The organism is Streptomyces sp. NPDC051217 (genome assembly GCF_044455465.1).
GTDB lineage: Bacteria > Actinomycetota > Actinomycetes > Streptomycetales > Streptomycetaceae > Streptomyces.
The window spans coordinates 20,919-40,678 of record NZ_JBITEV010000005.1; the positions used below are offsets into that span (position 1 = coordinate 20,919).

Sequence of the window (19,760 nt, forward strand, 5' to 3'; positions counted from 1 at the left end):
GGGCTGCTGGATTCGGGAGGCGGGGCCGCCGGGCTCAGGAGTGGAACGGCAGTCCGGCGTCGGCGACCAGGTCGAGGTCGTCCGGGTCGGGTGGGGGCAGCAGCGTGGCGGATCCGTCGGTGACCGGTACGACGCCGAGGGCGATGAGCTCGGCCATGGCGGCGCCGCCGGCCATGTCACGGACCTGGAGCTGGTAGCGGGCCGTGGTGCGGTACGCGCCTCCGGCGTCGTCACCGGTGCGGTGCAGGAAGCCGGAGTCGGTGAGGAAGGCCATGGCCTTGCCGATGATGCCGGTGGTGGAGCCCGCGAGGCGGCGCGCGTCCTTGGTGGCGCCGGTCGCGCTGCGGCGGGCGTAGATGCGCCAGGCGGATTCGAGGCCGGGGGCGTCGGTCGCCGGGTCGGTGTTATCGCCCTGTTCCTCGGCCTTCTCCTCCAGCCTGCGGCAGGCCTGCCGGACGAAGGCGTCGACACCGTTGACGGTGATCCGGCCGATGTACCCGTCGTCGGCGAGGTCCTCGGGGCGGGGGAAGGCCATGGCGGCGACGGCGAGATGGGCCAGGCCGTGCAGGAAGCGGTCGGCGGAGTCGGTCGACGCGCGGCGGGCGTAGTCGCCCATACGGACGGCGAACACGGAGTCCTCGGCCGCCGTCACGGCCATCCCGGCGCGGGTGGAGACTTCGAGGACGACGAGCCCGAGGCCGGTGGCCACCGCGTCGGCGATCCGCGCGAAGGACGATTCCTCGCGGTAGCGGCGGAGCAGGTCGGCGTATTCGGCGTCCCGCGCGGGCAGCAGTTTGGGCTGGAGTCCGAAGGAGACGAGGCGGGCGGCGTCGGCCGCGTCGGCGGGGGTGAGCGCGCCGCCCGGCGGCCCGGGGACGGACGCGCGGGGTGTCTCGGTGCCGCCCGGCTCGCCCCACGCGGCGCCGTGCTCTGCCTGGTGGTCGCTCACGGGCGCTGCTCCTTGCTGAGAACGGTCCTGCCGAGGGTGGTCCTGTCGCGGGTGATCGAGTAACGGGCGGTCGAGTCGTGGGCGATACGTGTGCCGCGCGTGATGCGGGGAGCGCCGGTCGTGCGGCGGGCGGCGCGGGCCGCCGGGCCGGTGGGCGTCATGCCGCCTCCGTACGGTCGGCGGTCATGCCGGCGGCGTCCAGCAGAGCCGTGCCCAGTATGAGATCGGCGCCGCCGAACTCCGGGTCGTCGAGGGGAGTCCCGTCGTCCACGGCGAACAACAGGCGCTCCTCGCCCTGCCGGTAGGCCGTACCGACCGGCGGACTGGCCGCGTGAATGGCGAGCAGCGCGACCAGATAGGGCAGGTCCGGATCGCGGCGGCGGGCCTCGGCGAGGAGCCCCGAGAGCCTGCGCGGCGCGTCGTGCTCCAGGTCGAGCAGTTCCATCGCGCTCGCCAACTGCTCCTCGCTGAAGCGGCTGTCGTCGGGGGTGGCGATCAGATCGGGCTCGGGCATCTCCGCGCCGAGGTGCTCCCGCTCCGCGGGAGGGGTGAGCAGCAGGTCCACGAGGTCGCCGACCCGCACGGACGCGGGCGTACGCAGCCCGGTGCCCCGGGCGAAGAACGCGTCGGTGACCCGGCTCGCCCGGTCGACGGACAGCGGCAGGAGCGGGGCGACGAGCTGGCCGTACAGGTCGAGCCCCGTCCGTGTCGTGGGCTCGGCGAAGGCCTGGCGGTCCTGCTCGGCGCGGAACAGCGGGCCGGCCTCCAGGAGCCGGGACTGGAGCTGGGTGTGGCGGCGGATGCAGTCCTTGACGATGTCGACCAGCTCGGCGGCGCGCCGCTTGTGCTCGGCGGTCTTCGGGTCGGCGCCGGTCTCCGCCTCGTCGCGCGACTTGCGGATGTTGTTGAGGATCGCGTTCTCGTGGCGGTAGCGGTCGGCCACGTGGTCGAGGGCTTCGGCGATCATGTCGGGCACGGCGTTGAGCCAGTCGACCGCGCGGACGTTGCGCCGGGTCGCCTCCAGGGTCCTGCGCAGCGTCTCCGCGTACTGCACGGTGCGGTACCGGGCCTGTTCGGCGGCGAGTTGGGCGTCGGCGAGCCGCCCTCTGTTGATCAGCACCTCCAGCTTGACCTCGGCGGCGATCTGCGCGCTGGTGACGTCCGTGTCCAACGCGCCCACCAGCACGTTGACCGCCTCGTCGGTGGTGCGCAGATAGACGCTGCCGCCGTGGCCGGGGACTTCCTCGATCAGTTTGAAGTCGTAGTCCCGCCGGGTGTAGACGCCGTCGGCGCCGAATGTGCCGTACACGGCGCGGAAACCGCGGTCGACGCTGCCGACGTTGATCAGATTCTCCAGCACCCAGCGGGCCACCCGCTCGTGCTCGGTGGCCGGGCGGTGCGGCGCCTGGGCCGCCACGCGCGGCAGGAGTCTGGCCACTATCTGCTCGTGGTCCGCGCCGGTGTCGAAGTCCATGTTCAGCGTCACGAGGTCGATCGCCGCGAGCGCGACCTCCGCCATCGCGTAGACGGAGTACTCCCCGGCGAGATTGGCCTTGCGGGTGTCGAGGTCGTGCAGCGGGGCGGTACACGCGAGCGCGCGCAGCCGTCGCGCCAGCCCTTCGTCGGCGGCCGGGCCCTGGGCGAGCCGCGGCCCCGCGCTGAGCTGGGGCGGAACGGAGTCCGTCGAGGCAGGCGAAGTCACGCTGAACAGATTAGGTCCTCCGACTGACAACGGTCGAAACGACGCAGAAGCCCCAGCGGCCCCGCGAGCCGGTGCCTGGCGCGGCGAACCGGTCACCGGCCCGCCGCGCCGGGCGAGTTCACTCCGGCGTGCCGTATCCCCCGCCGCCCGGCGTGCGCAGGACCAGTACGTCGTCCACGGCCACGTCCGCGGAGTCGACCCCCTTCAGCGGGGTTCGGGTCCCGTCCGCGCGCTCCACCTCGTTGGCGCCGAGTTCGCCCGGCTCACCGCCCGCCATGCCGTACGGACGCACCGTGCGGTGCCCGGTCAGCAGCGTCACCGTCATGGGCTCCAGGAAGCGGATGCGCCGGACGACTCCGTTCCCGCCGTCCCAACGGCCCGCCCCGCCGCTGCCGTTGCGGACGGCGAATCCGTCGACGCGCACCGGGTAGCGCCATTCGAGCACTTCGGGGTCGGTGAGGCGGGAGTTGGTCATATGGGTCTGGACGGCGTCGGCTCCGTCGAAGCCGTCCCCCGCACCCGATCCGCTCGCCACCGTCTCGTAGTACTGGACCCGTTCGTTGCCGAACGTGAGGTTGTTCATCGTGCCCGAGCCCTCGGCCTGGACGCCGAGCGCCGCGTACAGCGCTCCCGTCACGGCCTGCGAGGTCTCCACATTGCCCGCCACCGTCGCCGCCGGGTAGGTCGGCGACAGCATCGAGCCGTCGGGCACCCGTACGTCCAGCGGCGCCAGACAGCCGCTGTTGAGCGGGATGTCGTCGGCGATCAGCGTCCTGAAGACGTACAGGACGGCGGCCATCACCACGGACCGGGGCGCGTTGAAGTTGCCTTCCTGCTGCGGTGAGGTCCCGGTGAAGTCGACGACGGCGCTGCGGGCCTCGCGGTCGACGCGCACGGCGACCTGGATGACGGCGCCGTTGTCGGTCTCGTAGCGGTAGGAGCCGTCGCTGAGCCCGGCGACGATGCGGCGTACGGACTCCTCCGCGTTGCGCCGTACGTGGCCCATGTAGGCGTCGACGACGTCGTAGCCGAACTGCTCGGTCATACGCCGCAGTTCGGCGATGCCCTTCTCGTTGGCGGCGATCTGGGCGCGCAGGTCGGCCAGGTTGGTGTCCGGGTCGCGGGAGGGGTGCTGCGCGCCGGCGAGCAGTTCGCGGGTCTCGGTCTCGCGGAGCCTGCCGTCGCGTACGAGCAGCCAGTTGTCGAAGAGCACGCCCTCCTCGTGGATGGTCCGGCTGAAGGCGGGCATGGAGCCGGGCGTGATGCCGCCGATCTCGGCGTGGTGGCCGCGTGAGGCGACCAGGAAGCGCAGGTGTTCGCCCTGTTCGTCGAAGACGGGCGTCACCACCGTCACGTCCGGCAGATGGGTGCCTCCGTGGTAGGGGTCGTTGACGGCGTACACGTCGCCGGGGCGGAGCGAGTCCTTGTCGCGCTTGAGCACCTCCTTGATGGATTCGCCCATGGAACCCAGGTGGACGGGGATGTGCGGCGCGTTGGCGATCAGATTGCCCTCGGCGTCGAAGAGCGCGCAGGAGAAGTCGAGCCGTTCCTTGATGTTGACGGAGTGGGCGGTGTTCTCCAGCCGTACGCCCATCTGCTCGGCGATCGCCATGAAGAGGTTGTTGAAGACCTCCAGCAGCACCGGGTCCACGTCCGTGCCCGCCGCGACGCGGGTGGGGCGGGGGCTCACCCGGGTGAGGAGCAGATGCCCGAGGTCGCCCACGGCCGCCTGCCAGCCCGCGTCCACGACTGTCGTCGCGTCGGCCTCGGCGATCATCGCGGGGCCTTCGACGGTGTCGGCAGGCCGCAGGTCGGTGCGCTGATGGAGCGGGCAGTCGCGCTCGATGCCGTCGACGAACATCCGCACCGTCGCAGGCTGTACGGCCCCGTTGTCGCCGCCGCCTTCACTTGAGGTGGCCCGCGCCGCGTACTCGCCGTGCGACGCGGCCTTGCCGACGGCTTCGACCGAGACGGCCTCGACCACCAGGGGTTTGTCCATGGTGAAGGCGTAGCGCGAGCGGTGTTCGTCCTCGAAGGCCACCGCCATCTCGGCGGCGCCGCCGAGGGGGACCGCCAGGCTCGCGTCCGTTCCGGCGTACCGGAGCAGCACGCGCGCGTGGGTGGTGATCGCGTCGTCCGGGACGGAGTCGGCGCGCAGTTCGGCGCGGGTGCGCTCCGCGAGGGCCTCGCAGAGTTCCCGTACCCGGCCGAGCGTGTCACCGTCGCTCTCGTCGCCGAGCTGGGCTTCCACCGACTGTTCGCGCATGGCGGTGGCGTCGGCGAGCCCGATGCCGTACGCGGAGAGGACCCCGGCGAGCGGTGGCACGATCACCGTGTCGACGCCGAGCGCGTCCGCGACGGCGCACGCGTGCTGGCCGCCCGCGCCACCGAAACTGGTGAGGGCGTAACGCGTGATGTCGTGTCCGCGCTGCACGGAGATCTTCTTGACGGCGTTCGCCATGTTCAGCACGGCGATCTCCAGGAAACCGGCGGCGACTTCGGCCGGCTCGCGCCGTACGCCGGTGGCCTGCTCGACCTCCGCGGCGAGCGCGGCGAAGCGCTCGCGCACGGTGTCCGCGTCCAGCGGCTGGTCGCCGTCCGGGCCGAACACCGAGGGGAAGTGCGCCGGTTGCACCCGGCCCAGCATCACGTTGGCGTCGGTGACGGTGAGCGGGCCGCCCCGGCGGTAGCAGGCGGGGCCCGGCACGGCGCCCGCCGAGTCGGGTCCGACGCGGTAGCGCTGGCCGTCGAAGTGCAGCACGGAGCCGCCGCCGGCCGCGACGGTATGGATGTTCATCATGGGCGCGCGCATCCGCACCCCGGCGACCTGGGTGCCCAGCTCGCGCTCGAACTCCCCCGCGTAGTGGGAGACATCGGTAGACGTGCCGCCCATGTCGAAGCCGACGACGCGGTCGAAACCGGCCTGTCCGGACGTACGGGCCATGCCGACGACGCCGCCCGCCGGTCCGGACAGCACGGCGTCCTTCCCACGGAAGTGGGCGGCCTCGCGCAGCCCTCCGTTGGACTGCATGAACATCAGCCGGATGTCGCGCAGCTGGGAGGCGATCTCGTCGACGTAGCGCCGCAGGATCGGGGAGAGGTAGGCGTCCACCACGGTGGTGTCGCCGCGCGGCACCAGTTTGATCAGCGGGCTGACCTCGTGGGAGCAGCTGACCTGGGTGAAGCCGGCGGCGCGGGCCGCTTCGGCGACGGTGCTCTCGTGGGCGGGGTGGCGGTAGCCGTGCATGAGGACGACCGCGGCGCTGCGGAACCCGTCGTCGTACGCCTCCCGCAGCCGTGCGGCGACGGCCTCCATGTCCAGCGGCCGCACGGTGGCGCCGTGGGCGTCGACGCGTTCGGGGACCTCGATGACGCGTTCGTGTACGGCCTCCGGCAGCACGATGTGACGGTCGAAGAGGCGGGGGCGGTTCTGGTAGGCGATCCGCAGCGCGTCGCCGAAGCCCGCGGTGATGAGGAGGACGGTCGGCTCGCCACGGCGCTCCAGAAGCGCGTTGGTCGCGACGGTGGTGCCCATCTTCACGTGGGCGATCCTGTCGGCGGGGACCGGATCGTCCGGTGCTACACCGAGCAGCAGCCGGATCCCGGCCACCGCCGCGTCGTCGTACTGCTCCGGGTTGTGCGAGAGCAGCTTCCTTGTGACGAGGCGTCCGTCGGGCCCCCGCCCCACCACGTCGGTGAAGGTGCCGCCACGGTCGATCCAGAATTCCCAGGGCCCATTCATTCCCCCATTCTGGCAAGGGGAGTGACCGGCGGCAGTGCTGTCAGGGCACGAGAAAGCGCGTGTTCGGCGCGCGCGTCGAGACGGGTGGCGGTGCCGCGCGCCAAGTGGCGCATCTCGGCGCCCGCCAGCCACAGCAGTTCGGGCAGCAGGTCGGTGCTTCTTCGCACCATCCAGCCGGCGCCCGCCGTCGCCATCCACAGCAGCGCCTCGGTCCGGGTGGGCTGCGGCCGCTCGGGCTCCTGGGGCGGCGGCGGGCCCAGTGTCAGGCCGCGCGCGATGAGCATCGCGTGGAACTGGGCGGCGATCATCCGGTGGCCGCGTTCGCCGGGATGCAGCCGGTCGGCGCTCCACAGGGAGCGGTCGGCGACCCACTCCGGGTCGGCGGCGTGCAGATGGACCGCGCCGTACCGCGCCGAGAGTTCGTGCGAGAGGGCGTTGACCGCGCGCTGTCTGCGCGCGAGCGGTCTCGCGAGCGGCGCGGGCAGGCCGAGCATGATGCCGGGGTCGGGGAGGCAGGCGGTGAGCAGGACGGTGCCGCGCGCCGTGAGGGCCGCGCAGACCTCGTCGAGGGCGCGGGCGATGGCGACGATGTCGAAGGCGCGGCGGAGGGTGTCGTTGACGCCTACGACGACGGAGGCGATGTCGGGCGCGAAGGCGAGCGCGGCGGGGGCCTGCTGCTCGCGTACGTGGCGGGTCAGGGCGCCACTCGTGGCGAAGTTACGGAAGGTGGGGGCCGGTTCGGCCCCGGCCGCGCCCCGCGCCTCGCGGCCCGGACGGCCGCCGGGGCGGCTGCCCTGTCGGTCGGCCGGCCGGCCGACGTCTCCGTCGGCCGGCACGAGCGCCTCCGCGAGCAGGACGGCCCAGCCGCGCCAGCCGCCGTCCACGCGGTCCCCCACGCCCGCGGTGAGCGAGTCACCGAGGGCGGCGAAGCGCAGCGGCCTCGGTACGGAGGGCTTCGCGGAGACGGCGGCCTCGGGCGGCGCCCCGGGGTTCGCGTACACGGTCATGACACACCCCCGTTCGGGGGCCGCACCGGCGCCGCCGAAAGGGAGGTGACCGACCTGACGGCCGGGAGGCGCGGGACGAACGGCACGAACGGCACGGACGGCGCAGAGGGCACGAACGACGCGGCGACGGGCGCTTCCGATGTCGCGGGCCTGACGTCAGGCATCACACCGGGCACGAACGGCACGGTCGTGCCGACGACGGATGCTCCCGTCGCCGGGGGCGGCCCAACGGCGGACTTCTCCGCCTCAGGCACGTCCTGTCCCGTGAGCACCGGCGCTTCGTGCGCCGCCAGGAAGGCCGCCACCGCGCGGTCCCATCCGAAGAGTTCGGCGCGTGCCCGCGCCGCCGCGCGACGCGCGCCCTCCGGACGGGCGAGGAGTTCCTGTACGGCGTCGGCGAACGCCCTCGGCGTGTCCGCCGCCGTACAGCCCGCCGCGCCCAGGATCTCCGGGAGTGCCGACGTCGCGCTGGAGACCACGGGCGTGCCACTGGCGAGTGCTTCGAGCGCGGACAGGCCGAACGTCTCGGCCGGTCCGGGCGCCACGCAGATGTCCGCGGACGCCTGGAGGTCCGCCAGCTCCTCCCGGTCGCTCACGTGCCCGAGGAACTCCACGGGCAGCCGTCGCTCGCGCGCCCGGCGCGCCAGGCCGCCCGCCAGCGGGCCGTCACCGGCGACCACCAGCGACGCCCGCACACCCCGGCCGATGAGCACCGCGAGGGCGTCGATGGCGGCGGCCGGTCGCTTCTCCACGGAGAGCCGCGAGCAGAGCAGCAGCAGGACGTCCGCCCCGCGCGCGTACTTGGCGCGCAGGGTCTCGCGGCGCCGGTCCGGCCGGCACCGCACCAGGTCGACACCGAGCGGCGCGCGCACCACGTTGCGCGCGCCGATCCGGACGAACTCGCGCTCGGCCCACTCGGTGGTGCACACGATCCGTGAATACGCCCAGGCGCTGCGTTTGTTGAGCCGGTCCGCGGCCCGTTCGGCCGCCGAGTCCGGTACGCCCCAGGTGCGCAGCACCCCGTCGGCCGTCTCGTGGGACACCATGACCGAGGGGATCCGCCGGCGGCGCGCCCACTCCCCCGTCCACCGCAGGGTGGTGCGGTCGGAGACCTCCAGGCGGTCCGGGGCGAGGGATTCGAGCAAGGCGCTCAGCCGCCGGCGGCTGGTCAGCACGCGGTAGCCGCCGGTGCCGGGCAGCACCGCTCCGGCCAGGGTGATCACGCGTCCCTGTGCCGTCTCCACGTCGCTCGCGCGCTCGCCGGGGACGATCAGGACGGGTTCGTGCCCGGCGGCCCGGTAGCCCGTGCCGAGCTCCTGGAGGGCGGTCCTGAGGCCGCCGGAGGCCGGGGTGACGAAGTTGGCCAGCCGTACGATCCGTACGCCGCCGGGGCCGGCTGTGCCGCTCATGCGACCACCGCCGTGCGCTCGCCGAGCACCTCTGCGTAGTGGTCGAGCAGTTGGTCGCCCACCGCTGCCCACGTACGGCCCTCGACCGTGGCGCGCGCCGTGCGTCCGTAGGAGGCGCGCAGTTCCGGGGCGGCCTGGAGGTCCCTGATGGCACCGGTGACGGCTCGCGCGTCGTGAGGCGGCACCAGCAGCCCCGTGCGGCCGTGGTCGACCAGGTCGAGCGGTCCGCCCGCCGCGGGCGCGACCACCGGTATGCCACTGGCCATGGCCTCCTGGACGGTCTGGCAGAACGTCTCGTAGGGCCCGGTGTGCGCGAAGACGTCGAACGAGGCGAAGATCCGCGCCAGTTCGTCGCCGGTCCGGCGGCCGAGGAACACGGCGCCGGGGAGTGTCGCGCGCAGGGACGGCTCGCTCGGCCCGTCCCCGACGACCACGACACGGACGCCGGGCAGCCCGCAGGCACCGGACAGGAGTTCGACATGCTTCTCGGGCGCGAGCCTGCCGACGTAACCGACGATCGTCTCGCCGTTGGGCGCGAGACGGCGACGCAGTTCGTCGTCGCGCAGCTCTGGCCGGAACCTGACGGTGTCCACGCCGCGCGGCCAGAGCCGGACGCGCGGTACGCGGTGCTCCGCGAGGTCCTTCATGGCGGCGCTGGACGGGGCGAGGGTGCGGTCGGCCGCACTGTGCACGGCGCGCAGCCGCCGCCAGGCCGCCGCCTCGCCCGCGCCCATGTAGGTACGCGCGTAGCCGGCGAGGTCGGTCTGGTAGACGGCGACGGCGGGGATGCCCAGCCGTGCGGCGGCAGCCATGCCGCGTACGCCGAGGACGAACGGCCCGGCGAGGTGCACGACGTCAGCCCGGTGCGCCGCGAGGGTCGCGGCGACCCGACGGCTGGGGAGGGCGACGCGTACCTGGGGATAGCCGGGCAGGGGCAGGGACGGGATGCGCACCACGGGGCACGGTGCGTCGGAGTCGATCGTGCGGGGAGAGGTGGTGCGCGGGGACGGGGAGAAGGAGGCGGGGGACGGGGAGGTGGCCCCGGCGGCCGCTGACGCGGCTGCCGATGAGGCCGGTGCGATGACGAGCGGGTCATGGCCGCGTGCGACGAGGTGCCGGGCGGTCTGGAGGGCGCAGTGCGCCACGCCGTTCACATCGGGCGGGAAGGATTCTGTGACGATGACGACACGCATACCCGTGTTCTCGCCGTACCGAGGGTGGTCCCGCCAACGTGGATCTTTCCGCGTGGAAAACGTCCCGTGAGCATTGGTGTTTCGAGGGCCTGAGCGGAACTTCGGCGGCCTCGCGGCCGTTCGCGCCCCTGATCGCAACCGGCGTGCGCCGGGCGATTCACCTGCTGGAATCCGTACGGCCATGCCTGTCCGGTAGAACCCCCCGGCCGCCCGGGAAACCCGCGTGGGAACGTCTCGCCCCGCCCGGCGCGCCCCCGGGCGGGGCACTGTTCAGACGGCGGGCGCGTCGGGCCCGATCCGGCTCCGTACGGCGGTCTGCACCTCGGCCTCCTCGGCCGGATCCGCCGCGAGCCGGCGCAGTCTGTCGGCCACCCGTACGTCGCCGGTCTCGGCGTGCCGCGCGGCGACCTCTCTGGTGGTCTCCTCGCAGTCCCAGAGGCATTCGACGGCGAATCCCGTGGGGAACGAGGGATCGGTGGCCGCCAGCGCCCTGGCCGTACGGCCGCGCAGCTGTGAGGAGGCGGTCTCGCGGTACACGTGGCGCAGGACGGGCGCCGCGCAGCCGATGCCGAGCCGTCCGGCGCCGTCCACGAGGGTCCACAGACGGGGCGTGTCGGGTCCGTCGGACCGTACGGCCTCCCGGAGTGCGCCGAGCACCAGTTGGGTGTCCTGCGGGCCGCCACGGGCGGCGAGGACGCCCGCCGCGGAGGCGCCGAGGGCGTCGGGCCGGTGCACCCAGCCGCGCGCCCGGTCGACGGCGGCCTCGCCGCACATCCGCTCGAAGGCGGCGACGGCGGCTCCTGACAGGCTCTCGGACGGGTCGGCCGCCGCGGTCTCGATCAGGTCGAGCACGGCGGGGTCGCGGGCCTCGGCGAGATAGTGCAGCGCGGCGGAGCGCGCGCCGTCGGGGCCGCTGCGGCCGGCTTCGACGATCTCGGCGCGGTCGTCGGGTCCGGCGACGGCGGTCAGACATCGGGCGGCGGGTACGTGCAGGGTCGTACCTCGTTCGAGGCCGTCCTGCGCCCACTCGAAGACCGCCTGGACGCTCCAGCCGGGGCGCGGTCCGCTCGGCCGCAGCTGCTGCTGCCATCGGTCGAAGGAGCCCTGCTCCTGTGCGGACCTGACGCGGGCGGCGACCGCCTCGCGCGGGTCGTCGGCCCAGAGCCGCCAGGGCCGGGGCTCGAAGGCGCCCTGGAGGGCGGTGGCCAGCTCCGCGTCGCCCTCGGGTGTGGTGGGGAATCTGGCGAGGATCCGCGGGGCGAGCGAGCGCAGACCCGCGTCGTCGTCGCGCAGGGCCAGCTCGTCGAGCGCCCAGGTCCAGTTGGATCCCGACGCGGCGTACCGGCGCAGGAGCGCCAGGGCGTCGTCCCTTCCGTAGGAGGCGAGGTGGCCCAGTACGGCGAGGGAGAGCCCGGTACGCGACTCCTCGGTGTCGAAGTGGTCCTCGGCACGGAAGAGGTGGTGTTCGAGCGGTTCGAGATCTCCGTGGAGGTCCAGATAGAGACGTGCGTAGTACAGGGAGCGGTTCTCGACCTGCCAGTCGTGGCGCGGGTCGTTCATGACGCAGTGGTTGAGGGCGTTGAGCGCCTCGGCACGGGGTGCGGCCAGCGCGTGCAGAGTGCCGTCGCCGCGCCCCCTTTGCAGCAGGCCGAGCAGTGTGCCGCTCGGCGCTATGACTGGATCGAACATGGGGAGAGCCTCACATCAAGCTGTCGACGCAACCGGAGGGTGGGGATGCCTAGGCTGCCTAGGCCGCGCGACAACATCGCTCGACCGTCGTCTCCTGCTTGGTGTAGACCATCTTCCTCTGCCTCTCGTCGGTGGCCCCTTCCGGGCCCGACGTCATGATGACCCACCCATTTCGCCACCGCGACCACATTTACGACGCCTCCGTTCACCGCGCTCCGAACAGCTCCAGCAGGTCCGTCTTCCCGAACATCCGCGCCGTATCCACGGCGGAGGGTGTTCCGGCGGTCGGATCGGCCCCGCCGTCGAGCAGCTCGCGGATCACGGCGTCCTCTCCTTTGAAGACGGCGCCTGCCAGCGGCGTCTGCCCGCGGTCGTTGGCCCGGTCGGCCTCGGCGCCGCGCGAGAGCAGGGCCGCGACGGCGGGCGCGTGGCCGTGGTAGGCGGCGAGCATGACCAGGGAGTCGCCCCGGTCGTTGGTGAGGTTCGCGGGGACACCGGCGTCGACATAGGCGGCGAGCGTCTCGGTCTCACCGCGGCGCGCCAGGTCGAAGACCTTGGTCGCCAGTTCGACGACGTCGCTGTCGGGAGCGGCGCCGTGGGAAGGATCCGGGGCCTCGCTCATCGGTGAACCGCCTCTCATAGCGCTGACCTGGGACGCACGACTGCGGCGCCGTACGAGTGAATCGACAGATTACTGCCCCGTAGACCACTCCGGGGCGACTGAGGCCGTAGCAAGCGGCGCGCGGGACTCCACTGTCCGCCGGTCAAGTGAAATTCCTGGAATTTCACCCACTTGCACCTTTTATCACATAGATACTTACTGTGAGCATGGAACAACTCATGGTGACTGTCCCCCTCAACCAGGAGAACCCCTCATGATCCTGTCCATCTCAGGCGTCGTGCTGCTCGGAATCATCGTCTTCCTCTTCTTCAGGAAGGACGGACTCAAGGCATCCCACGCGCTCGTCTGCGCGCTCTTCGGCTTCTATCTCGCGGGCACGGCCATCGCCCCGAGCATCACGGCCGGGGGCGCCAGCCTCGCGGGCCTACTGGGCGGGATCAAGTTCTGACCGCCTTCCATCCCTCCAGCACCTTCCGCACCCTCAGGAGACCGACGTGGCCCGGCGACCACTCCCCCGCATTCTGAGCAGCGGCAGCGCTCACATCGCTCGCAGCCGAGAGATGGCCCGCTCGGCCGCCGACAGTGCCACCGACGTCCTCCATCCGCTGATCACGATCACACGTGGTCTGCGCCTGCTGGCCGGCGCGGGACGGCGGAAATGGGCCGCCACCCCCAAGGACCGGCGTGGTCCCGCGCTGTTCCTGGTGGCGGCCTTCGTCCTGGTGGTCGCGCTCGTCCCGTACGGACCGCTGCTCGCCCTCATCTCGGTGATGGCGGTGGCCGGCTGGCAGGGCCGCGACCGTACACCGGCTCGGACCGGGCCCGACGAGGCGGAGCTTCAGCGCCTGCGTTCTCTTTACGAGGCGCTGGTGCCGTACTTCTCCCTCCCCGAGGACCCGAATCCGCTCTTCGCCCACGGCGGGGAGTGGGAGAAGGCCTTCGACGAGTACGAGTTCGACGCCGACGGGCGTCTCACCCGGCTGCGGGTGTCGTACCCGCCGTACTTCATGGACGGTGAGTACTCCTCCCGCGTACGGATCGAGCATCTGATGTACGCGAAGTCCGGGCGCGGCAGGGAGTACCTCTTCGACTGGGACGAGGAGGGCAACGAGCTCGTCATGAGCGTGCTGCCCCCGCTTCCCACCGGCATCGCCGCCCAGCGCTTCGTCACCGCCCCCGGCGAGACCGTGCTCGGCTTCACCGACGCCGACGCGGTCCGGCGCACCGTCCCGGTCATGGAGGGCGACGAGACCCGTGACGCCCCTCCGGTGGTCTGGCGTACGGGCGCCCGGTCGTCCGAGCCTCATCTGCTCGCCGTCGGGCGCCCCGGGAGCGGCACCACCAGTCTGCTCCGCTCGATCGCTCTCCAGGCGCTCGCGCACGGCGACGTCGTGATCGTGGAGGGCAACGGGACCGGTGAGTACGCCAGCCTCGACGGGCGTACGGGCGTTCTCGCCGTGGAGCGCGGGCTCTCGGGCGCGCTGGCCGGCCTCGAATGGGCCGCCAACGAGACGGAACGGCGGCTGATCGCCGCCAACCGTGCCCGGCAGTCCGGTCACGCCGTGCCCGAGGACACCAAGCGCCCCCTGTGGCTCCTGCTGGACCGGCCGAGCGCCCTCGCCCATGTGGCGGCCGCCGGCGGGCGGCCCGATCCGCAGGAGCTGCTCCAAGTGCCGTTGCGGCACGGCAGGGCCGCGAATGTGACCGTGGTCGTGGCGGAACAGTTCGAGACCCTGGACGCGCTCAGCGAGACCGTACGGACGCACACCCGCGCCCGGGTCGTGCTGGGCGCCGCCACGCGCGAGGAGTTGGAGTCGGTCCTCGGCGCGCCGCCGCACACCATCCCCACGCCGGACACCCCCACCGGCCGGGGTTACGCGCGGCTCGGCACCGGACCGGTGCTCAGGCTCCAGGTCCCGGCCACGCCCGATCCGTACGACGACGCCACGAGCGACGCGCACCGAAGGGCGGTCCTGGAGCTGCTGCCGGACCGGCACACACCGCTCGACGGATCGACAGCCGTCACGCAGGCGCCCGAACCGGGTCCCGAACCGGCGGCGTCCGCGTCGCCCGCACCGGACCCGGAGCCCGGTCCCCCGGCCCAGGCCCAGCCGCAACCGAGACAGCAGCGGGGGAGCCCGGCGCCGATGCCCACCGCGGTACCGGCCGAGGGCTGACCGCCCCCGGACCTCGGGGTGCCCCTCAGGCGACGAACGTGCGCGGCGCGTCCGTGCCGGCGCGCGCGCCGCTCTCCACGAGACGGGCGGCCGCCGCCAGCCGTACGGCCGCCTCGTCGGCGACGGGGCCGCCGACGGTGAACGGCAGTCGTACGTAGCCCTCGAAGGCCCCGTCGACGCCGAAGCGCGGTCCGCCCGGCACCCGCACGCCGACCCGCTCGCCCAGCTCGGCGATGCGCGAGCCCGACAGTCCGCCGGTGCGCACCCAGAGCGTCAGTCCGCCGCGTGGCACGTCGAACTCCCAGCTCGGCAGCTCCCTGCGGACGGCGGTCACCAGCGCGTCGCGGTTCTCCCGGGCCTGAGCACGCCGGATGTCGACCGCCCGCTCCCAGCCGCCGGTGCCCATCAGCCAGTTGATCGCGAGCTGTTCCAGCACGGGGGTGCCGAGGTCGGCGTAGGCACGGGCGGAGACCAGTGAGCGGATGACCTCGGGCGCGGCCCGTACCCAGCCGATACGCATGCCCGCCCAGAAGGCCTTGCTGGCGGAGCCGACGGTGAGGACGGTGCTGCCTGCGGGGTCGAAGGCACAGACGGGCGGCGGCAGTTCCTCTCCCGGCCGGTCCCCGTCCAGACACAGCTCGGACATCGTCTCGTCGACGACCAGCACGGTTCCCGCCGAGCGCGCCGCCTCGACGAGCGCCCGGCGTTGGTCCTCGGTGGCGAGGGCGCCCGTCGGGTTGTGGAAGTCGGCGACGACATAGGCGAGCCTGGGCGCGGCCTCCCTCAGCACCTGGCGCCAGCGCGGCAGGTCCCAGCCCGCCAGCCCCTCGGCCATGGCGACGGGGACGAGCCGGGCGCCCGCCTCGCGCATCAGCTGGAGGATGTTCGCGTAGCTGGGCGACTCGACGGCGACACGCTCGCCGCGCCCGGCGAAGAGATGACAGATCGCGTCGATGGCGCCCATGGCGCCGGTGGTGACCATGATCTGCTCGGGCATGGTCGGGATCCCGCGCGCGGTGTACCGGTCGGCGAGCGTCTGACGCAGCGCGGGCAGCCCCGCCGGGTAGTCGCCGTGGGTGTGGGCGTACGGCGGCAGCTCCTCCAGCGCGCCCTGTACGGCGCGGGTGAGCCAGGGCTCGGGCGCGGTCAGGGCGGCGCAGCCGAGGTCGATCATGGAGCCGAGGGAGTCCGGCGGCAGCGGTTCGAGGCCGCGGGCGGGCAGCGGGTTCCCGGCCGGTACTGCGGTCCAGCTCCCGGCGCCTCTGCGTGATTCCAGGAATCCCTCGGCGCGCAGGGCCTCGTACGCGGCGGCGACCGTCGTACGGCTGACGGAGAGCGCGAGTGCCAGCTCGCGTTCGGCGGGGAGCCGGGCGGCGACCGGCACGCGGCCTTCGAGGACGAGCAGCCGCACGCCGTCGGCGAGGGCGCGATAGGCGGGCGGTCTACGGGTGCTGGGCCCCGCGGGCCGCGACTGCTGGGCGTTGAGCTGTCGCGCGAGCTGAGCCGCTCCGACCGCTGAAGTCCACTGCGTCATTGAAACCAGTCCACCTTCCCCAAATTGGCCATGGTTGGCCCTCCCCACCCAGCCACAGAGTGACACAGACCAGTCCACTCGTTCCACCTCCGGAGGACAGCACCTTGCCCACCACACCCGCTCTCCAAGGAAAGCGGCTCCCGCGCCGGCTCCTCCAGCTCTACGCGGGGCTGGCCCTGTACGGCGTGAGCTCGGCCCTGCTGGTCAGGGGCGGTCTCGGGCTGGAGCCGTGGGGTGTGCTCCACCAGGGTCTGTCCGAACGCACCGGGCTGACCATGGGCGTGGTCTCGATCCTCGTCGGCGCGGTCGTACTGCTCCTGTGGATCCCGATCCGGCAGCGTCCCGGGCTCGGCACGGTCTCCAACGTCTTCGTGGTCGGCATCGCGATGGACTGCACCCTGGCCCTCGTCCCGGACGGCCGCGGTCTCGCCGCGCAGATCCCACTGCTGATCGCCGGCATCGTCCTCAACGGCGTGGCCACGGGCCTCTACATCGCGGCCCGTTTCGGCCCCGGCCCCCGCGACGGCCTGATGACGGGTCTGCACCGGCTCACCGGCCGTTCGGTGCGGCTGGTGCGTACGGGGATCGAGGTGGCCGTCGTCGCCACGGGCTTCGTTCTCGGCGGTTCCGTCGGGATCGGCACGATCGCCTACGCGCTGGCGATCGGGCCGCTCGCGCAGTTCTTCCTGCGCGTCTTCGTCGTCCCGCCGACGGCGGACGGCGGCACGGCCGTCGCCGGGGGTTCCCCCGAGCAGGCCATACTTCGGCCGTGACTCCCGTACGCCATCCCTATCTGGACCATCCGTCGCCGATCCCGTTCGCCCACCGAGGCGGCGCGGCCGACGGAATCGAGAACACGGCGGCCGCGTTCCGACGCGCCGCCGCACTCGGTTACCGCTACTTCGAGACCGACGTGCACACCACGTCCGACGGCCGGCTCGTCGCTTTCCACGACTCGACCCTCGACCGGGTCACCGACCTGAGCGGCCGGATCTCCGAGCTGCCGTGGAGCGAGGTGAGCCGGGCCAGGGTCGGCGGCGGAGAACCGCTCCCGCTCTTCGAGGATCTTCTGGAGGAGTTCCCCGACGCCCGCTGGAATGTCGACATGAAGGCGGAGCCCGCGCTCCACCCGCTGATCAATCTGATCGGGCGGACGGACAGCTGGGACCGGGTGTGCGTGGGCTCCTTCTCAGAAGAACGAGTCGCGCGGGCGCACCGGCTGGCGGGTCCCCGGCTGGCCACGTCGTACGGCGTGCGCGGGGTGCTCGGCCTGCGGCTGCGCTCGTACGGGGTGCCCGCGCCGGTCCGCGAGGGCGCCGTCTGCGCGCAGGTCCCGCGGCGCCAGAGCGGCCTGCCGGTGGTCGACAGACGCTTCGTACGGATGGCGCACTCCCGGGGTCTCCAGGTGCATGTCTGGACGGTCAACGAGGCGGATCGGATGCACGCGCTCCTGGACCTCGGCGTGGATGGCATCATGACCGATCAACTGGAGACGCTGCGCACTGTGTTCATCGGGCGCGGGGTCTGGCACTGACGGTTTCGGATGTTCCCCACGGGGACGAATGAGGGGGCGCGCGGGTGACCGCCGACACCGCGGACCTGACCGACGACGAGACGGGCCGAATACGCGAACAGCGCGGCTGGTACTTCTACGACTTCGCGTGCTCCGTCTACTCGACAAGCGTCGTCACCGTCTTCCTCGGGCCGTATCTGACGTCCGTGGCGAAGGCCGCCGCCGACGCCGACGGTTTCGTCCATCCGCTGGGCATCCCGGTACGGGCCGGTTCGGTCTTCGCGTACTCGGTGTCCGTCTCGATCGTGCTGGCCGTGCTGCTGATGCCGCTGGCCGGCGCGGCGGCGGACCGGACGGGGCGGAAGAAGCCCCTTCTCGCCGTCGCCGCTTATGTGGGGGCCGGGGCGACCGCCGGCATGTTCTTCCTGGACGGCGACCGCTATCTGCTGGGTGTCGCCCTGCTGATCGTGGCGAACGCCTCGCTGTCGGTCTCCATGGCGCTCTACAACGCCTATCTGCCGCAGATAGCCACGCCCGAGGAGCGCGACGCCGTGTCCTCACGCGGCTGGGCGTTCGGCTACACCTCGGGCGCCTTCGTCCTCGTACTGAACCTGATCCTCTACACCGGCCACGAGTCCTTCGGCGTCTCGGAGTCGACGGCCGTACGGATCTGTCTGGCCTCCGCCGGTGTCTGGTGGGGCGCCTTCACGCTCGTACCGCTGAGCCGGCTGCGCGACCGGCGGGTGGAGAAGGCCGGCGGCAGCGCGGGCGAAGAGGCGCTCGGCACCGGCTGGCGCCAGCTGATGGCCACCTTGCGCGACATGCGCCGCCACCCCCTCACGCTCTCCTTCCTGCTCGCCTATCTGATCTACAACGACGGCGTGCAGACGGTGATCTCCCAGGCGTCCATCTACGGCTCCGAGGAGCTGGGGCTCGACCAGACGACGCTGATCACCGCGGTGCTGCTGGTGCAGGTCCTGGCGGTCGTGGGCGCCCTCGGCATGGGCCGGCTGGCGCGGATCCACGGGGCCAAACGGACGATTCTCGCGTCGCTCGCCGTCTGGACGGTGATTCTTGCGGCCGGGTACTTCTTGCCTGCGGGGGCTCCGGTCTGGTTCTTCGGGCTCGCCGCCGCGATCGGCATGGTGCTCGGCGGGAGCCAGGCGCTGTCGCGGTCGCTCTTCTCGCATCTGGTGCCGCGCGGCAAGGAGGCCGAGTACTTCGCCGCGTACGAGATGAGCGACCGCGGGCTGAGCTGGCTGGGGCCCCTGGTGTTCGGCCTCGCCTACCAGGTCACCGGCAGCTACCGGGACGCGATTCTCTCCCTGGTGGTCTTCTTCGTGATCGGCTTCGCGCTGCTCGCGAGGGTGCCGGTGCGCAGGGCCGTGGCCGAGGCCGGAAACCCCGTGCCGGAGCGGATTTAGACGTTGAAGTGAAAGCGCGGTAGTGTACGCCGTTGGCCTGCCAGCCGGACCATCACCGCGTGTCACAGAAGCGAAAACGTGGGATGACATCCAGCACCAGATGTGACAAACCGGGCACTGGTGGGTACGGAATCCTTGGCAAAAGCAGCGGCACGACGGCGACGCATGACCCGACACGGGAATCTTTACCGCCGACCGGACGTTGACCGGAAGACGACGACAGCGACACCTGTCCTGTGGGCGACAAGCCCGGGAGGCACGATTCATGAGTGAGCGAGCTCTCCGCGGCACGCGACTTGTGGTTACCAGCTACGAGACGGACCGCGGTATCGATCTGGCCCCGCGCCAGGCGGTGGAGTACGCATGCCAGAACGGCCATCGATTTGAGATGCCGTTCTCGGTAGAGGCGGAAATTCCGCCGGAGTGGGAGTGCAAGGCGTGTGGCGCCCAGGCACTCCTGGTTGACGGGGATGGTCCCGAGGAGAAGAAGGGCAAGCCTGCGCGTACGCACTGGGACATGCTCATGGAGCGGCGCACACGCGAGGAGTTGGAGGAGGTGCTGGCCGAACGGCTGGCCGTCCTGCGCTCCGGCGCCATGAACATCGCGGTGCATCCGAGGGACAGTCGAAAGTCGGCCTGACCCTGTCGGGACCGCCACAACAGCACAGACAGAGAGCCGTGGGGGGGGGGCGCCCCCCCGGGGGGGGGCGCCCCCCCCCGGGGGGGGGCGGCCCCCCCCCCGCCCCCCCCCCGGGGGGGGGGGGCGGGGGGGGGGGGGGGGGGGGGGGGGGGGGGCTAC

Annotated in this window: 15 protein-coding genes and 1 pseudogene; 6 read left to right on the top strand and 10 right to left on the bottom strand. The window is 72.4% G+C overall.

What is annotated here, in order from left to right:
* Positions 1 to 34: 34 nt before the first annotated feature.
* The 9 genes and pseudogenes from ACIBBB_RS13495 to ACIBBB_RS13535 all read right to left on the bottom strand — a co-directional run bounded on the left by ACIBBB_RS13495 (position 35) and on the right by ACIBBB_RS13535 (position 12,313).
* Complete coding sequence (locus ACIBBB_RS13495; protein WP_398981361.1) at positions 35 to 949, bottom strand: hypothetical protein; 915 nt, start codon at positions 947 to 949, stop codon at positions 35 to 37.
* Positions 946 to 1,110 carry a hypothetical protein gene (locus ACIBBB_RS13500; protein WP_398981363.1) on the bottom strand — a complete coding sequence of 55 codons (165 nt, stop codon included), beginning with the start codon at positions 1,108 to 1,110 and terminating at the stop codon, positions 946 to 948. Before ACIBBB_RS13500 ends, ACIBBB_RS13495 begins: the two co-directional genes overlap by 4 nt.
* A complete protein-coding gene (locus ACIBBB_RS13505) occupies positions 1,107 to 2,651 on the bottom strand; it encodes a hypothetical protein (RefSeq protein WP_398981365.1) in 1,545 nt (514 codons plus the stop codon). The genes ACIBBB_RS13500 and ACIBBB_RS13505 overlap by 4 nt, the downstream gene beginning before the upstream one ends.
* 118 nt (positions 2,652 to 2,769) lie before the next feature.
* Positions 2,770 to 6,393: a hydantoinase B/oxoprolinase family protein gene (locus ACIBBB_RS13510; protein ID WP_398981367.1), complete on the bottom strand. Its 3,624-nt coding sequence runs from the start codon at positions 6,391 to 6,393 to the stop codon at positions 2,770 to 2,772.
* The gene (locus ACIBBB_RS13515) at positions 6,390 to 7,400 is read right to left on the bottom strand and encodes an SGNH/GDSL hydrolase family protein (RefSeq protein WP_398981369.1); all 1,011 of its coding nucleotides are present in this window, start codon (positions 7,398 to 7,400) and stop codon (positions 6,390 to 6,392) included. Before ACIBBB_RS13515 ends, ACIBBB_RS13510 begins: the two co-directional genes overlap by 4 nt.
* 248 nt (positions 7,401 to 7,648) lie before the next feature.
* Positions 7,649 to 8,809, bottom strand: a pseudogene (locus tag ACIBBB_RS13520) (glycosyltransferase); the annotation flags it as partial.
* Positions 8,806 to 10,002, bottom strand: coding sequence for a glycosyltransferase family 4 protein (locus ACIBBB_RS13525; protein ID WP_398981371.1), 1,197 nt, complete (start codon positions 10,000 to 10,002; stop codon positions 8,806 to 8,808). The gene ACIBBB_RS13525 and the pseudogene ACIBBB_RS13520, both read right to left, overlap by 4 nt.
* Positions 10,003 to 10,272: 270 nt before the next feature.
* On the bottom strand, positions 10,273 to 11,691 hold the full coding sequence (locus tag ACIBBB_RS13530; protein ID WP_398981373.1) for a HEAT repeat domain-containing protein: 1,419 nt from the start codon (positions 11,689 to 11,691) through the stop codon (positions 10,273 to 10,275).
* Positions 11,692 to 11,896: 205 nt separating this feature from the next.
* Entirely contained in the window at positions 11,897 to 12,313 is a 417-nt protein-coding gene (locus ACIBBB_RS13535) for an ankyrin repeat domain-containing protein (RefSeq protein WP_398981375.1), read from the bottom strand.
* A 253-nt stretch (positions 12,314 to 12,566) separates the two neighbouring features.
* On the opposite strand from ACIBBB_RS13535, the gene ACIBBB_RS13540 reads away from it, so the two are divergent.
* Together ACIBBB_RS13540 and ACIBBB_RS13545 are read left to right on the top strand one after the other, a co-directional pair.
* Positions 12,567 to 12,761 carry a hypothetical protein gene (locus ACIBBB_RS13540; RefSeq protein ID WP_055611072.1) on the top strand — a complete coding sequence of 65 codons (195 nt, stop codon included), beginning with the start codon at positions 12,567 to 12,569 and terminating at the stop codon, positions 12,759 to 12,761.
* A 46-nt stretch (positions 12,762 to 12,807) separates the two neighbouring features.
* On the top strand, positions 12,808 to 14,490 hold the full coding sequence (locus ACIBBB_RS13545) for a hypothetical protein (protein WP_398981377.1): 1,683 nt from the start codon (positions 12,808 to 12,810) through the stop codon (positions 14,488 to 14,490).
* Between the two features lie 25 nt (positions 14,491 to 14,515).
* On the opposite strand, the gene ACIBBB_RS13550 is transcribed toward ACIBBB_RS13545, so the two are convergent.
* A complete protein-coding gene (locus tag ACIBBB_RS13550; protein ID WP_398981379.1) occupies positions 14,516 to 16,024 on the bottom strand; it encodes a PLP-dependent aminotransferase family protein in 1,509 nt (502 codons plus the stop codon).
* 104 nt (positions 16,025 to 16,128) lie between these two features.
* On the opposite strand from ACIBBB_RS13550, the gene ACIBBB_RS13555 reads away from it, so the two are divergent.
* The 4 genes from ACIBBB_RS13555 to ACIBBB_RS13570 all read left to right on the top strand — a co-directional run bounded on the left by ACIBBB_RS13555 (position 16,129) and on the right by ACIBBB_RS13570 (position 19,601).
* Positions 16,129 to 16,797, top strand: coding sequence for a YitT family protein (locus ACIBBB_RS13555; RefSeq protein ID WP_398981381.1), 669 nt, complete (start codon positions 16,129 to 16,131; stop codon positions 16,795 to 16,797).
* Positions 16,794 to 17,558, top strand: coding sequence for a glycerophosphodiester phosphodiesterase (locus ACIBBB_RS13560; RefSeq protein WP_398981383.1), 765 nt, complete (start codon positions 16,794 to 16,796; stop codon positions 17,556 to 17,558). The genes ACIBBB_RS13555 and ACIBBB_RS13560 overlap by 4 nt, the downstream gene beginning before the upstream one ends.
* A 44-nt stretch (positions 17,559 to 17,602) precedes the next feature.
* Complete coding sequence (locus tag ACIBBB_RS13565) at positions 17,603 to 18,961, top strand: MFS transporter (protein ID WP_398981385.1); 1,359 nt, start codon at positions 17,603 to 17,605, stop codon at positions 18,959 to 18,961.
* A gap of 265 nt (positions 18,962 to 19,226) precedes the next feature.
* Positions 19,227 to 19,601: an RNA polymerase-binding protein RbpA gene (locus ACIBBB_RS13570; protein WP_003959706.1), complete on the top strand. Its 375-nt coding sequence runs from the start codon at positions 19,227 to 19,229 to the stop codon at positions 19,599 to 19,601.
* Positions 19,602 to 19,760: the final 159 nt, after the last annotated feature.